The sequence below is a fragment of the Bradyrhizobium sp. SZCCHNRI2009 genome (assembly GCF_032485115.1).
In the GTDB taxonomy this organism is placed as follows: Bacteria; Pseudomonadota; Alphaproteobacteria; order Rhizobiales; family Xanthobacteraceae; genus Bradyrhizobium.
In genome coordinates, this window is sequence record NZ_JAUEUH010000005.1 from 248050 (window position 1) to 262167 (window position 14118).

General features: G+C 65.2%; 7 protein-coding genes and 2 pseudogenes. 3 read left to right on the forward strand and 6 right to left on the reverse strand.

Annotated features, from left to right (window positions below):
- Positions 1–177: 177 nt before the first annotated feature.
- The 3 genes from QX041_RS19530 to QX041_RS19540 are packed head-to-tail and all read left to right on the forward strand — an operon-like array spanning position 178 to position 8563.
- Positions 178–1725 (forward strand): ShlB/FhaC/HecB family hemolysin secretion/activation protein, encoded by a 1548-nt coding sequence (locus QX041_RS19530; RefSeq protein ID WP_316166307.1) that lies wholly within the window; start codon positions 178–180, stop codon positions 1723–1725.
- Positions 1725–7016 carry a filamentous hemagglutinin N-terminal domain-containing protein gene (locus QX041_RS19535; protein ID WP_316166309.1) on the forward strand — a complete coding sequence of 1764 codons (5292 nt, stop codon included), beginning with the start codon at positions 1725–1727 and terminating at the stop codon, positions 7014–7016. Before QX041_RS19530 ends, QX041_RS19535 begins: the two co-directional genes overlap by 1 nt.
- Positions 7016–8563 carry a diguanylate cyclase gene (locus QX041_RS19540; protein WP_315715083.1) on the forward strand — a complete coding sequence of 516 codons (1548 nt, stop codon included), beginning with the start codon at positions 7016–7018 and terminating at the stop codon, positions 8561–8563. The genes QX041_RS19535 and QX041_RS19540 overlap by 1 nt, the downstream gene beginning before the upstream one ends.
- 787 nt (positions 8564–9350) lie before the next feature.
- Here QX041_RS19540 and QX041_RS19545 read toward each other — a convergent pair.
- From QX041_RS19545 to QX041_RS19570, 6 genes and pseudogenes are all read right to left on the reverse strand, one after another.
- The gene (locus QX041_RS19545) at positions 9351–9662 is read right to left on the reverse strand and encodes a hypothetical protein (protein WP_316166470.1); all 312 of its coding nucleotides are present in this window, start codon (positions 9660–9662) and stop codon (positions 9351–9353) included.
- A gap of 82 nt (positions 9663–9744) precedes the next feature.
- A pseudogene (locus tag QX041_RS19550) lies at positions 9745–9843 on the reverse strand (conjugal transfer protein TraD); the annotation flags it as partial.
- A gap of 67 nt (positions 9844–9910) precedes the next feature.
- Positions 9911–10102: pseudogene (locus QX041_RS19555) on the reverse strand (conjugal transfer protein TraA); the annotation flags it as partial.
- A gap of 302 nt (positions 10103–10404) precedes the next feature.
- Positions 10405–11184 carry a GntR family transcriptional regulator gene (locus QX041_RS19560; RefSeq protein ID WP_315715082.1) on the reverse strand — a complete coding sequence of 260 codons (780 nt, stop codon included), beginning with the start codon at positions 11182–11184 and terminating at the stop codon, positions 10405–10407.
- Positions 11185–11196: 12 nt separating this feature from the next.
- Entirely contained in the window at positions 11197–12474 is a 1278-nt protein-coding gene (locus tag QX041_RS19565; RefSeq protein WP_316166460.1) for an MFS transporter, read from the reverse strand.
- A gap of 283 nt (positions 12475–12757) precedes the next feature.
- Positions 12758–14116, reverse strand: a complete 1359-nt coding sequence (locus tag QX041_RS19570; protein WP_315715081.1) for a sigma-54 dependent transcriptional regulator — start codon at positions 14114–14116, stop codon at positions 12758–12760.
- Positions 14117–14118: the final 2 nt, after the last annotated feature.

Here is a 14118-nt window from a genome sequence, read left to right on the forward strand (position 1 = left end):
ATGGCGAAGCCTGTCAGCTCCCTTCTATGTGCCGCAGCCAGTATCGGGGCGCTGATGTACTCCTCGTCCGCGCTATCCCAGATCGCAGCTCCCAGTCAGGTGACTCCGCCGAGCCTGCGACCTCAATTCCCGGCGGGCGAGCAGCCGTTGCGACTACCGGGGCCGTTGGAAACGGCCGTGCCGCCCGGCAACGCAGCCATGGCCGTCGTGGTCGGCGAGGCGCAGCTCGATGGCGCGTTTCCCGAGCTTCGCACGCTCACCGACCCCCTGATCGCTCGCGTCAAGGGCCAACGTGTCAGCGTTGCCCAGATCTATGCGCTCGCGACCAACCTCGAAGGCCTCTATTCGCGCGCCGGCTATCCGCTGGTGCGGGTCAGCGTGCCGCCGCAACAGCTGGTCGACGGCGGGACACTTCGCCTTGTTGTCATCGACGGCTTCATCGAAGCGATCGACGTCAATACGCTTCCTGAGCGCGTGCGAAACGTGGTCGCCGGCCGGACCAACTTGCTCCTGGGGCGGCCGCATCTCACGACCGAACAGATCGAGCGTGCGCTGCTGATCGCGGGCGACGTTCCCGGCTTGAGGCTGCGCAGCACCCTGGTGCGCGGCACGCGCGAAGGCGGGGTACGGCTCGTGCTCGAGGGCGAGCATCGGCTGATCTCGGGCTCGGCCGGAGCCGACGATCGCCTGTCGCGTTCGCTCGGCACTTGGCAGCTGCGCGGCACGCTGGCGCTCAACAGCGCGCTCGGCGCTGGCGAGCAGATCTACGGCACGGCCGGACTCAGCACGGATTTGCGTGCGGCCTCGGCAGGCGACGCGCCGGTCTCGCTCTACGGCGGCGGGGCCGTCGTGCCGATCGGAGCGGACGGCATCACGGTCAATCCGGAATACACGCATTCGCGGACGGTCACGAAGCAGACGCCCGGCGCCCCCGCTTCGCTCGGCAGCTTCGACCGGTTCGCGCTACGCCTGCGCGGGCCGATCGGGCTGTCGCGAAAGGCGTCGCTCTACGCCAACCTCGCCGTCGAGGATGTCGAGCAGCAGATCTCGGCGCCGGATTTCGGGGTGGCGCTCAGCCACGATCATTACCGCGTGCTTCGCGGCGGCATCGACTACGCCACGACGTTGCCGTCGCAGGCAGGGCTGCAGCTCGGAGCGCAGCTCTCGAAGGGGCTCGGCGGACGCAATGCCGAGGACGCGATCACCTCGCGCGTGCCGTTGTCGCGGATCGGCGCGACGCCCGACTTCGTCAAGCTTGCGGCCACCGCGCGCCTGTCGCAACCTTTGCCCGCCGGCTTCCGCTTCGATGTCATCGGCACCAGCCAGATCACCGGCGGCAAGGCCATGCTGCGCTCCGAGCAGCTGTCGCTCGACGGAAGCGACGCGCTGTCTGCCTTCGCGTCCGGCACGTTGAATGCCGATGAGGGCTTCACCTTGCGCGGAGAGCTGGCCTACCCGTTCGTGTTCAATGCGTTCGGCACGGGGGCCGCCGCATCGCCCTATCTGTTTGCAGCCGGCGGCCGGGGCTGGATCGCGAGTCCCTCGGCCGTCGAACAAGCCGCCCTCAACGCGGGAGCCGTGGGGACCGGCGTCCGCAGCAGCGTCAGCATTCCCGGCAGCTCCGCCGATGCGAGCCTTGCAGTCGAGATCGCGCGCGGCTTCACCGACGTCAGCGGCGTGCGGCAGGGCTGGCGGGCCAATGTCCTGGGCACGGTGAGCTTCTGATGCGCGCGTTCGACCACGCACGAAACGCGCGAGCGGCGAGCGGATGGCGCAGACGCGCTGCCCTCTTGCTCGGCTGCACCTCTCTGCTCGCCATATCATCGCGCGCGCTGGCGCAGGCCGGTCTGCCGCAGGGCGGCAGCGTCGTGTCAGGTCAGGCCACGATCGGCGCGCCGGCGGGCAATACCCTCACGATCAACCAGACATCCTCCAGGGCGATCGTCGACTGGAACAGCTTCTCTGTCAGTGCCGGAAACAGCGTCAACTTCGTCCAGCCGAACTCGAGCGCAGCCATCCTCAATCGGGTCACGGGGACGACGACCTCGACCATTGCCGGCCAGGTCAGCGCAAACGGGCAGGTGTTCCTGGTCAATCCCAACGGCATCGCAATCACGCCAACTGGGTCGGTGCAGGTTGGCGGCGGCTTCGTGGCCTCGACGCTCGACATCGGCAATGCCGATTTCAACGCCGGCCGCCTGATCTTCACCGGCAAGGGCGCTTCGGCCGCCGTCAGCAATGCCGGCGCGATTTCCGGCGCGAGCGGTGCATTTGTCGGGCTGATCGGCGGGACCGTGTCCAACAGCGGCACGATCACCGTGCCGCTCGGCCGCGTCGGGCTCGGCGCCGGAGAGGCGATCACGCTCAATCCGACAGGCGACGGCTTCCTGCAGGTCGCGCTTCCCACCAAGTCCACCACCGCCGATGGCAAGGCGATCATCGACATCGCCGGCAGGATCAAGGCGGCGGGCGGCGCGATCGAGATCAAGGCGGCGGCGGCCCAGCAGGCCGTGCGCGACGTGGTCAACGTGTCCGGCGTGCTCAGCGCCCGCTCGCTGTCGGGCCGCTCCGGCCGCATCGTGCTCGGCGGCGGAAGCGGCGCGGTGACCATATCAGGACGGCTTGCGGCCAATGGCGGCCGCAGCAATGCCGGCGGCACCATCGTGGTGACCGGGAAGAAGGTTGCGCTGACCGCGACCGCGAAGGTGAGCGCCGACGGCAAGAGCGGCGGCAAGGTGCTGATCGGCGGCGATATGCGCGGCGGCCGGGATCCGTCCGCGAAGCTGGTCGCCGATGACGTGCCGACGGCCGAGACCACTTCGGTCGCGCAGGGCGCGACCATCTCGGCGAAAGGCAGTGCCGGCGATGGCGGCAAGGTCGTGCTGTGGTCGGAGCAGACGACCGACTTCCGCGGCAGCGTCGTTGCGACCGGCGCTGATGGCGGCAATGGCGGCGGCGCCGAGGTCTCGAGCCACGGCCTGCTGGACTTCCGCGGCAGTGTCGACCTGACCGCCACGGGCGGCAAGACCGGCACGCTGCTGCTCGACCCCTATGACGTGACCATCTCGACCGCGGCCGATAGCAACATGTCGAGCAGCGGCAACACCTACTCGCCGACCGGCAACAGCTCGGTGCTGTCGGTCGCCACGCTGCAAGGCGCGCTGGCGACGGCAAATGTCACCGTCGACACCGGAAGCGGCGGGTCACAGAGCGGCGACATCACCGTGGCGAACGCCGTGACCTGGGCCAGCGGCCACTCGCTGACGTTGAACGCCGCGCGTGACGTCAACGTCAATGCGGGCATCAGCACCAGCGGCGGCGGGACATTCTCGGTGTCGGCCGGCCGCGACGTGAATGTCAGCAGCAGCATCACGGCCACCGGCGGAGCCCTCAACGTCAATCTGGCTGCGTCCGGAAGCTCGGGCTCGCTCGTTATCAACGGCGCAACCATCGACACGAATGGCGGCGCGCTGACCGGGTCCGCAGTTCAGGCGGGGAGCAACGCGGCTGTCTGGCTGGCCAATAGCACCCTCAACGTCGGCGCTCTGACGCTCACGGGCACCTCGGCCTCCGGCAACGGGGTCGTATTCGCCGGATCGAACGCCATCACCAACACCGGCGGCGGCACGTTGAGCATCAGCGGAAGCAGCCCCACGTTGCCGGCGTTCGTGTTGCAGGCCGGTGCGAGTCTGGATACCGCCGGCGCAGTCAGCATCACCGGAACGTCGAACAGCAGTGTCGGCGTCTATCTGCTGGGCAACAACACCATCACCGATCATTCCGGTGGTCTGACCCTGAGCGGGACGACGTCATCCAACGTCGGATTCTCGATCAACAGTGGCAACAACACCTTCACCAACTCTGGTGGCGGCACGCTCGCGCTGAACGGCACGGTCACGACCTCATCCGGATCCCAGGGCATCGCATTTAACTCAGGCGTGGGCCTGACCACGTCGGGCACGGTCACGCTCACCGGCACATCGATCACCTCCAACGGTGTCGAATTCCAAGGCTCGAACCTCGTCACCAACACTGCCGGAAACCTTACCGTCAGCGGAGCCAGTACCACCGGCATCGGCGTCTTCTTTACCGCCACACCAACAACGCTGACCAATTCCGGGACGGGAGCTCTTTCGATCTCAGGCAGTTCGGCTGCGGGCGCGGGAGGGGGATTTGGCGCGGCCATCAATTCCGACCTGACGACGTCGGGCAACATCTCGATCTCCGGCACCGACACCGGCACCTCCTACGGCCTGTACCTGAACGGCTCCGCGATCACCAGCAACTCGGGCAATCTCACGCTGAGCGGCTCCTCGACGGGTTCGAATGGCGTCTGGGATCAGGGCAACGGCACCTTGGCGCTGACCAACGCGGGGACCGGCACATTCCAGCTGATCGGCAGCACACCCAGCGCCAGTCGTGGCATCCGCTTCAATACCGGCAGCAATCTGACCACCCTGGGCTCCGTCTCACTGAACGGGTCGTCGGGAAGCGGTGAAGGCCTGTCGTTCAAAGGCAGCAACATCGTCACGATTCTGAACGGCACGCCGAGCTTTGCAGGCAGCTCGACCTCCGGCAGCGGCGTCTTCTTCCAGGGCGCCACGACCATCGATAACCAGGGGACCGGCACGGCGACGTTCTCGGGCACGTCAAACAGCGGCTTTGGCGTGAACTTCACCGGGACGAACACTGTGTCCGGCAACGTATCGTTCGCGGGCATCTCGACGGCGAGCGACGGCGTCAGCTTTGGATCAGCCTCGAGCCTCGCCGTAACGGGCGGGAACGTCGCCGTCAGCGGCATCTCCACCGCCACGAGCGGGTCGGGCTCGACGGTCGGCACTTACTTCTCCGGTGCGACGGTCAGTAACTCGGGCAGCGGATCGCTGACCATCACTGGAACCTCCAACGACACGGGGCCGACGAACAGCGGGAGCGCCGGCGTGCTCTTTGCCGGCACCGACGCCATCAGCAATTCCGGCGCTGGCACGCTGGCCATTTCGGGATTCAATCCGTCCGGCTACGGACTCCAGTTCCGGAATTTCTCTGCTGTAACTACATCTGGCACCATGTCGCTGGCTGGAACGTCGAGCACGGGTTATGGCGTGTTGGCATCGCTCGCCAGCTTCACCGCAACGGGAAGTGTGACGCTGACCGGCACCTCGAACAGCAATGTCGGCATGGTCGCCAACGGAGGCAACACGCTGACCGCGACGAGCGGCGCTTTGATCCTGCAAGGCACTTCGGTGTCCGCTGATGGCCTGCAACTGCGCGGGACGCTCGCCACCAGCGGCTCGGGGCTTGTGTCGATCAGCGGAACGAGTAGCGGCGGAAGCGGCGTCGCGGTCAACGCCAATGTGACCTCCTCCGGCACCACGTCGATCTCAGGCAGCTCGACCAGCGGCAACGGCATCTATTTGCGGGGCAGCACCACGATCGACAATCTGAGCGGAACCGCCGTGACGTTCGCCGGCACGAGCACCAGCGGGGCCGGAGTGACGATCGATCAAGGCAGCACGCTCACGACCTCAGGCGACCTGCAGCTGAGGGGGACGAGCAGCACCGGATCCGGCCTCGTCGCCAGCGGTAGCAACGCCATTACGGCCAACTCGGGCGCGGTCACCCTTGTAGGCAGCACCTCGTCCGCCTCGGCTGTCGGAATCGACACGTCTGCAGCCGGGGTTGCGATCACCAACAACGGCACCGGCACCCTCATCCTCGACGGTCGCGGCGGCGACCGGCTCGGCGCCACGATCACCTCAGGCGCGGCGCCGGTGGTGATCAGTGACACTGGTGCGGTGAGCCAGATCGGCGGCGCCATCGCTGCTACGGCGCTGCGGCTGTCGGGCGGAACGAGCTACGTGCTTGGCGCCGACAACACTGTCGGCACGCTTGCCGCCAGCGGTATCGGCGCGCTCACCTTCAACAACGCACAGAGTTTGACCATCGGTGCGGTACAGGGGATCAGCGGAATCAGCGCCAGCGCCAACGCGACGATCCTCTCGGCCGGCGACCTGACGATCGCAAGCGGCAGCGCGGTGGTCGCCGCAAGCCCGGTCCTATCGGCAGCTCGTGCCTTCATCAACAATGCCGGCAGCGGCGCGGTGAGCGCGACGTCCGGCCGCTGGCTGATCTATTCGGCCGCACCCGGCGCCGACAGTTTCGGCGGATTGGACAGCGGCAATCCTGCGATCTGGAACGCGACCTACCAGTCGGTGCCGCCGGGGAGCGTGAGTGCGCCGGGCAATCGTTACCTGTTTGCGGCTGCCGCGCCCGGGACGGCCGGGAATGGCTCATCGTCCGCGAACACGGATCTCATTCCGGCCCCATCGACGCCCGCTCTGATTCCGCCCTCGCCGTCCTCCACGCCCGATTCCGGCGTCTTGAACGGCTTTGGAGCCGCAGCTGAGTCAGTGAACAATGGAAGGACCAGCGGCGGTGCTGGAGGTGGCCATGGCGGCTTGGGCGGTGCGGCCTCTGCCTCGAGCGCTTCCCAGGGTTCGGCAGGCCAAGGCCCTGCAGCCGGCCCGGCAAAGTCCGCAGCCGAGCATGCCGCTGCGGCTCCGCCGGCCGCCGCACCCGTGCCGCCGCCGAGCCAACCCGCCCAAGCTGCCCCCGAGCCACCGATCTTATCCGCGCCGCCCACCACGATCGCGCCTGCGCCAGCCCGAAGCATGGTCGATCTTGCGCTGTCGCGCCTCAATCGCGAAGCGCTCGCGACCACCATTGCCGAGGAAATTTCGCGTGTGGCCCGCTCCGCCGCGAGGTCATTGAGGGCCGCCGAATTCACCATTGCGGCCGCAAGCTCGGTCCTGACCGTCGGCTTCATCGCTTGGCTGCTGCGCGGCGGGACGCTGCTCGCCGCGTTCCTGGCCTCGGTCCCGCTGTGGCGCGGCTTCGATCCTTTGATGGTGGTGCTGCGGCCGCGGAGGACGGAAAGGACCCGCGCCACATCCGAGGTTGATGCGATGTTCGAGGGCGGCCAGGGAGCCGGTCGATCGCTCGCGGACATCACGTGATGAAGCGATGGCTGTCCCCCAAACTCCAGCTCAGCCTCGGTCTGGTATCCTTGACCGTCAGCCTAATTCTCGTCGCCGCCTCGCTTGGCTTGCTGCCAAACGAGGAGAGAGCCGAGCTGGAGCAGCGCGGCGTCACCGCAACCGCGCTGGCGGTGCAACTCGCCGTCCTCGCCAGCCGCAATGACACGGCCGCGATCAAGGACACGATCGACGTCGTGGTCAGCCGCAGCCCAGCCATCCTCTCCATTGCCATCCGCGACGCGCATGGCAATATCCTCGCCGGATCCGATCGCCACCTGACCCACTGGCGCGAGCTGCCCGACGGCAAGTCGACCGCGACGCATATCCAGGTGCCGCTGTTCAATGATGACACGCCTGCCGGTCGGATCGAGATCGCCTTCAGGCCGCTCACCAGCGGAGCGAACCCGCTCGATCTGGGGCCGGCCCTGTTCGCGTTCGTGGGATTCATGGCGGTTACGGGCTTTGCCGGCTTCTACCTGGTGCTTGGCCGCGCCCTGCGCGAGCTCGATCCGAGTCGCACGATTCCGAAGCGGATCGAGGCGGCGTTCGATACCCTCGCTGAGGGCGTGCTGATCATTGACGACGACGAGCGCGTACTGCTCGCAAACCGGGCTTTCAAACACAACGTTCTGACCGGTGGCGAGCTTGAGCTCGGCTCTCCGGCCAGCGGATTGCCGTGGCTTTCGTCGGTGGCGGCTCCGGTTGCGCCAAGCGATCTGCCGTGGCGTGTCGCCCTGGAACATGAGCATCCGGTGCTCGGCGCGGAGCTGAGCATTCGCGATGCCGGCGGCGGCATGCACCGGCTCGTCGTCAACGCGACCCGCATCCTCGACGGCAGCGGGACGGCACGCGGCGCCATCGTCACGTTCACCGACGTGACGGCCTTGCATGAAACCAATATGCGGCTGAGCGCCTCGGTCGAGGAGCTGCGCAAGGCACAGCGGCATATCTCCGATCAGAATCTCGAGTTGCAATATCTTGCCTCGCGCGACCCTCTGACCGGCTGTCTCAACCGTCGCACCTTTTTCGAACAGGCGGAAGCACTGCTGACCGAAGCAATCCGCACTCGGCGTCCGTTCGTCTTCATGATGGTCGACGCCGACCACTTCAAGCGGATCAACGATCGGTTCGGCCATGCCTTCGGCGACAAGGTGCTGGTCGGGCTCTCCGACCAGTTGCAGACATTCTGCGGCGGGCCGCATCTGGTCGGCCGTTACGGCGGTGAAGAGTTTTGCGTCGCGCTGATCGGCCTGAGCAAGACCTCGGCCGAACACGTGGCCGAGCAGGTGAGACGGTCGGTGTCGAACGTCGGGACTTGGCTGCCGGGCAGCGAACGCGTGACCGTCAGCATCGGGCTCGCGCCTCTCGACGATCCGCGCGACAAGCTCCTCGATCTGGTCAACCGCGCAGACAAGGCGCTTTACGCAGCCAAGACGGCGGGCCGAAATCGCGTGGTCGTGGAACGCACTAAGGATGCGGCGCCCACGTCGTGCGAGAGCGGCTTCCCGGGCCGGTTGGCGCTGTGATCCCTAACGAACGACGCAGGCGGTCGGCCTTAGATGCCCTACCGTATCGGGGCGGACGCCGTCGCAGCGCTCGGCCAGCGGGCTCGCCGGACGACGGAATGCCAGCAATGGCTGATACGCAAGCCCTCGCGATCGCCGGTTCGTAGGTCGTGGGCCATGCTGCGCTCATCGGTACCCTTGATGGTGGTGACGCTCGGCGAAACGCCGACGCAGCGGGTCGGCATGGTCGACACCTCAACGACCCGATTTGCGAAATCAAGGTCGTCTTGGATGTTGCACGACGAGCAGTGACCGATGATCGTTCAGATCAAAGCGCTGGTTCTCAAAGAGCCGGGCCCGTCATGGATTAGGACGTTCCGGGATAACGTTCCCGTCCCGATACTACTTTCACATCCCGAGCGCACCAAGCAGGCGCGGCGGGGTCGCCGAAGAATATGCGAGCATGAGCGAGAACTACAGCGCAAGCTTCGTCGTAAGGCGGACTGAGGTTGCCTCGACTGAAGGACCCTTGCGCCGGAGAGCTCCGTGCAAGCCTACGCCGCGCTTGCCACAACGACTCTCGGTCGAAGGAGTCGACGTAGTTAGTTCGGGTGGAGTTCTTGTAAGATGGCGTTACAGGGTCGTTGGTCAACATTGAACGGCACCAAGTTACGGTGGCCAGGACAGATTCTAGAAACACCGTCCCAACGGCGTTGGGGCGGCCCTGGAGCGCCTGGACCATCCCGAGATCGGCGGACGGCTCCTGAGCATCGTCTGCGCGAGGCGGCGCGCAGACGACTTGCCGATCTCAGCTCAGCCCGATCATCCGTGCGAAGCGGGTTGCTGTCCTCACCTCCGGCTGCTGTTCAATCTCCGGCTGTTCCGACCGGTTCAGCTCCGCCAGGGAGATCAGGACGATCTGGGCGACATATTCGATCACCATCGAGAACAGCTCACCGTCCGGGCTGTGATAGTCGATCCGCGTTGCCTGGCCATCCTGCACGGTCTTGACGACCGTCCAGCCCAGCGGATTGCTGGTATGTCGGATCAGTTCGCCGATGGTGTGAATCTGAAAACGTGATGGGTCCTGCCGCAGGATCTCGCGCGCCTTTGCGTTCATCGTCAGGATGCGCGCGCTCTCGACCCTGTTCTGACCATCCATGACCGGCACGGCCGCGATGATCCCGAGCGGCGATCGGTCCGCGATCATCGCCGGTCAAGTCCACGACACGAGCCTTGACGACGAGGCCGCCGAGTTCAATGAGATGCCGCGTGCGCTTGCGGCGCACGACCTGCCGCATATCATGCCGCACCCTTGCTGCCTGTTGACGATTGCGCGCCGCCCGGTTGCGCCCGAGAGCCGCCAGCGAAGCGGTCGGCGCGGCGGCCCGAATCGATGCGCAGTTCGGTCTCGAGCTGGAGCGCGCGGCTGGCGCGGTTGACCCGGCTGCCAGCCGCTTCGCGGGCAAGCTCAGCGTTCTTGTAGGCGGCTTCGGCATCGAGCGAGCCATAAGGCCGCACCTCCTCGAATACCCGGCGGATCTTTTGTAGTTCATCAATACCGGCTTAGCTCCACTTCCTCATAGCGCTCCAGGGCCTGGATGCCCGGGATGCTGAGGTAGCCCTCAAAGCGCGGCCGCTGCTCGTCGACCGTGAACGGTTCGAGCGCAACTATCAGGAGCGGCTCCTTGCGGTCGGCCGCACACGTCCGCAAACGTCGAGTAAGGTCGGCACGAGACTGCAGCTAAAGACCAGTTTGCCAGTCCACACGAACGCAAACGACCCACCAGCTCGATCGATGGCAACGATCGACCGTCGAACTTCGCGGGCGCCGTGAGTGCGAGACCACCAGGTGGGATGGTTCAGCCTGCAGCGGCGGCAATGGCCCAGCGCGATCTGGCCTCCCGTATCAATTCTGGCAAATTTGCGATCGTTCGGTGCATGTGGGCTTCCAGGCGCGCGCACGCGCGCGCGGCGTTCTGGCTGCGGACGCCGTCCGCGATATCAAGACAGTCACGGAGCTCGGAGTCCGGATCGGCGTCTTGGGAGATGACGAGGCATCGAATATACCGGCTGCGGTCGTTGAAGTTTTTTATCATTCGCAGCATCTCCTCGTTCCTCGATATCTGCGCGATCTGCTCGAACACACCCTCGATGGCGGCAGCATAATGCTTGGCGCGATTCCTTGCCGAATTCGCGGGCGGAAGCGCCGCCACTCTCATCGCGCTTCGGCCAAAGCGTACGGCCGACGACGACTCCAAAGCCTTCCTGAGATTATACGCGAGTACCAGCCGAGCAAACTCATAGAGGTCCTGCAGCTCCGCTGCGTCCGGGACCCTCGAGAAGAAGCCTCGCTTCGGAACGATATCAATCAGCCCCTCGCCATGAAGACGCTCGAGAGCTTGTCTCACCGGTGTCGCGCTCGCCCTGACGTAGTCAGCAAGCTCGTCGATGCGCAGGTGCTCGCCTGGCAAAATGATCTTCGACTCCGACGTCAACTCGTAATGTGTGACCAATTCCTTGATTCGGGCGTAGGCAACATCGACTCGATTGAATTCGCTGTCCATATCGATACCTGCTGCGCGAGGATTGCTGATCCGGCGGGCTTGAGCCGAAGGCTGCGCGGCGCGTCGCGCGCTCATGCGACGCGCCGCTCATCTCGCTTTCTGCTCACGATCGATCGCCGAGTGCCGCCGGGTGTCGCGCATGGCGAGATAGACGACAAGAGAGGTCGCAATGCAGCCGGTGAGGTAGAAATAGAACCAGCTTTCGTGACCGATCGACTTGAACCAAAGCGCGATCGACTCTGCCGTGCCGCCGAAGATCGAAACGGTCAACGCATATGGCAGTGCTACGCCCGTTGCTCGAATTGCAGTTGGGAAAAGCTCGGCTTTGACCACCGCATTGATCGAGGTATAGCCGGATACGATCAGCCACGCCGCCGCGATCAGGAGGAATGCGGTGAACGGATCGTGGACTCCCTGCAGCGTGTTCAGAAGCGGAATCGTGAACAGGGTTCCGCCCAGTCCGAACCCGATCAACAGCCATTTGCGTCCGATGCGATCGGAAAGGGCGCCATAGAGCGGCTGCAGCGCCATCGCGAAGATAAGGCTACAGGCGGTGACCATGGTCGTTTGATCATCGGTCAGCTTGACGGAGAGCTTCAGGTATTTCTGCATGTAGGTGGTATAGGTGTAGAAGGCCGCAGTCCCGCCCATGGTTAGTCCAACAACGAGCAGGACTTCACGTCGGAAGTGACCCAGCGCACGCAGCGAACTCCCCTGTCTTGCCGACTTCGCGCGGGTGAATACATCCGTTTCGTGCAGATTGCGGCGCATGACGGCGGCCACGACGGCCAGCAGCGCGCCGATCACGAACGGAATACGCCAGCCCCATCCCCGAAGCTGCTCCTCCGTCAGAAGCACCTTCTGCAAGACCAGGAGAACGACGATCGCGCAGAGCTGGCCGCCAATCAAAGTCACATACTGGAAGCTGGAATAGAATCCGCGGTTCTTTTCGTCCGCGACCTCGCTCAGGTAAGTTGCGCTGGCGCCATATTCACCGCCAAGGCTGATTCCCTGCACGATTCGCGCGAAACCGAGCAGGACCGGCGCCGCAAAGCCGATCGACGCATAGGTGGGCGTCACGGCGATGATCAGAGAGCCGAAGCACATCATCAAGACCGACAAGGTCAGGGCATTGCGGCGGCCATGATGATCGGCAAAATGGCCGAATAGCCAGCCTCCGAGCGGGCGGACAAGAAAGCCGGCGGCAAACAGCAGCGCGGCGTTCAACTGCTGCACGACCTCGTCGCCCTCAGGAAAGAACGATTTGGCGAAATACAACGCAAACGCAGCATAGGCGTAGAAGTCATACCATTCCACCAGATTTCCGATCGAGCCCACGAAGATCGCGCGCAAGCGGCTACCCATCCTAAGGCCGTCACGGCATGCTTCATCGGCGGCCGCAACGAAGGTGGGGTTGATAGCTCGCTCAAAATTCATGGCGTCCTCCGAGTGCACGTTTTCTTAGGCTCTAAGGCCAATCGTGCTCATGCCTGAGCAACCCGCGTGCCAGCCGGCCGCGGCCGCCGACCGCGCCGGCAAACAAAGCCATTTCAGATGGTTGCATTGCGCCCCGCGTGAAACGGGCTCGCGGCGCTCAGCGGAATTCCGCCGATCCGCGTCGGCGTGTGAGCGGGAATCCGCCTCGTGCCTAGCAGGAGGTTCGGCTGGGTCGCAGCAAGCCGTACCTTGCCATTTTTTCGTTGAGCGTCCGCCGTGGCACGCCGAGACTTTCCATAACCGCCACAACCGACCAGTTGTGCTCCAGCAAAGACGCCTCGATCAGCATGCGCTCATAAGCTGCGACACGCTCGGAGAGCGAGCGTCTTGCGCCCGCTCCCTCGGCCCGCCGCAGAATTTCCGCGACGCGGCGACCCGTTGCGGCCAGGCCGAGCGCGTAGCGTTCAGCCACGTTCTTCAATTCCCGAACGTTGCCTGGCCAGTCATGGGTCAGCAGCGCATCGAAATCCTCGGCTCCGAGTGGGGTCAAGTCACGGCCGCTGCGCCGGGCGGCTTCCGCGGCGAAATGCTGGAATAGCAGCAGCACGTCGTTGCCCCGTTCGCGCAGCGGCGGCAGACGGATCTCCGCCGCGGCCAGGCGGAAGTAGAGATCGGCACGAAAGCGGCCGCTGCGGCTGTCGGCCGCGAGATCGGCCTTCGCGGCGGCGATCACACGGACGTCGATCGGGATCAGCCGGTTCGATCCCACCCGCTCGACCACGCGCTCCTGGAGAACGCGCAGGATCTTGACCTGAAACGCGTGTGGCATGCTTTCAATTTCATCGAGCAGGAGGGTTCCGCCGCTGGCATGTTCGAACTTCCCGATGCGAGCCCCGCGTGCGCCGGTGAACGCTCCCGCCTCGTGACCCAGCAACTCGCTCTCGAACAGCTCGGCGGGGACGGCCGCGCAATTCACCGCAACGAAAGGAGCTCGTGCCCGCGGACCAAGGTCGTGCAGTGCGCGAGCGACGACCTCCTTTCCCGTGCCGCTCTCGCCGAAGAGGATCACATCCCTGTCGTGCTCGGCGAGCTCGCCAACGGACTTTCGCAGCGTGGCCATCGCGGGCGATGTCCCGAGGAGACGTCGCTCCAGCTCACCTTCGGCGCCGAGCCGGCTCGTGAGTTGCCTGAGTTGACGCTTCAATCCTGACTGTTCTGCCGCCCGCGCCAGCACGGCAGACATATGATCCGGGTTGGCAGGCTTCTGCAAAAAGTCGTAGACGCCCTCGCGCATGGCCGCAACCGCGAGTGCAACGTCGCCGTGCGCAGTCAGCAGTATGACCGGAATGTCGGGATCGATGCGCTGCACGTCGCGCATCAGTTCGATGCCGGATCGATGCGGCATCCGGAAGTCGGTCAGTACCACGTCGGGCAGCTCGGCCTGAAGCATCGACAGCGCCTCGTCCGCATTTCGGGCGGTGCGCACGTCGAAGCCGCCCAGCTCCAGCCATTGTCTGATCGAGCTGCGAACGATCTCCTCGTCGTCGACGACAAGAATCGATTTGCTCATCC

What these genes read in the sequence shown, in the direction of transcription:
- QX041_RS19535 (WP_316166309.1), top strand. Translation starts at nt 1,725, where the DNA reads ATGCGCGCGTTCGACCACGCACGAAACGCGCGAGCGGCGAGCGGATGG.
- QX041_RS19540 (WP_315715083.1), top strand. Translation starts at nt 7,016, where the DNA reads ATGAAGCGATGGCTGTCCCCCAAACTCCAGCTCAGCCTCGGTCTGGTA.
- QX041_RS19545 (WP_316166470.1), bottom strand. Translation starts at nt 9,662, where the DNA reads ATGAACGCAAAGGCGCGCGAGATCCTGCGGCAGGACCCATCACGTTTT.
- QX041_RS19560 (WP_315715082.1), bottom strand. Translation starts at nt 11,184, where the DNA reads ATGAGCGCGCGACGCGCCGCGCAGCCTTCGGCTCAAGCCCGCCGGATC.
- QX041_RS19565 (WP_316166460.1), bottom strand. Translation starts at nt 12,474, where the DNA reads ATGGGTAGCCGCTTGCGCGCGATCTTCGTGGGCTCGATCGGAAATCTG.
- QX041_RS19570 (WP_315715081.1), bottom strand. Translation starts at nt 14,116, where the DNA reads ATGAGCAAATCGATTCTTGTCGTCGACGACGAGGAGATCGTTCGCAGC.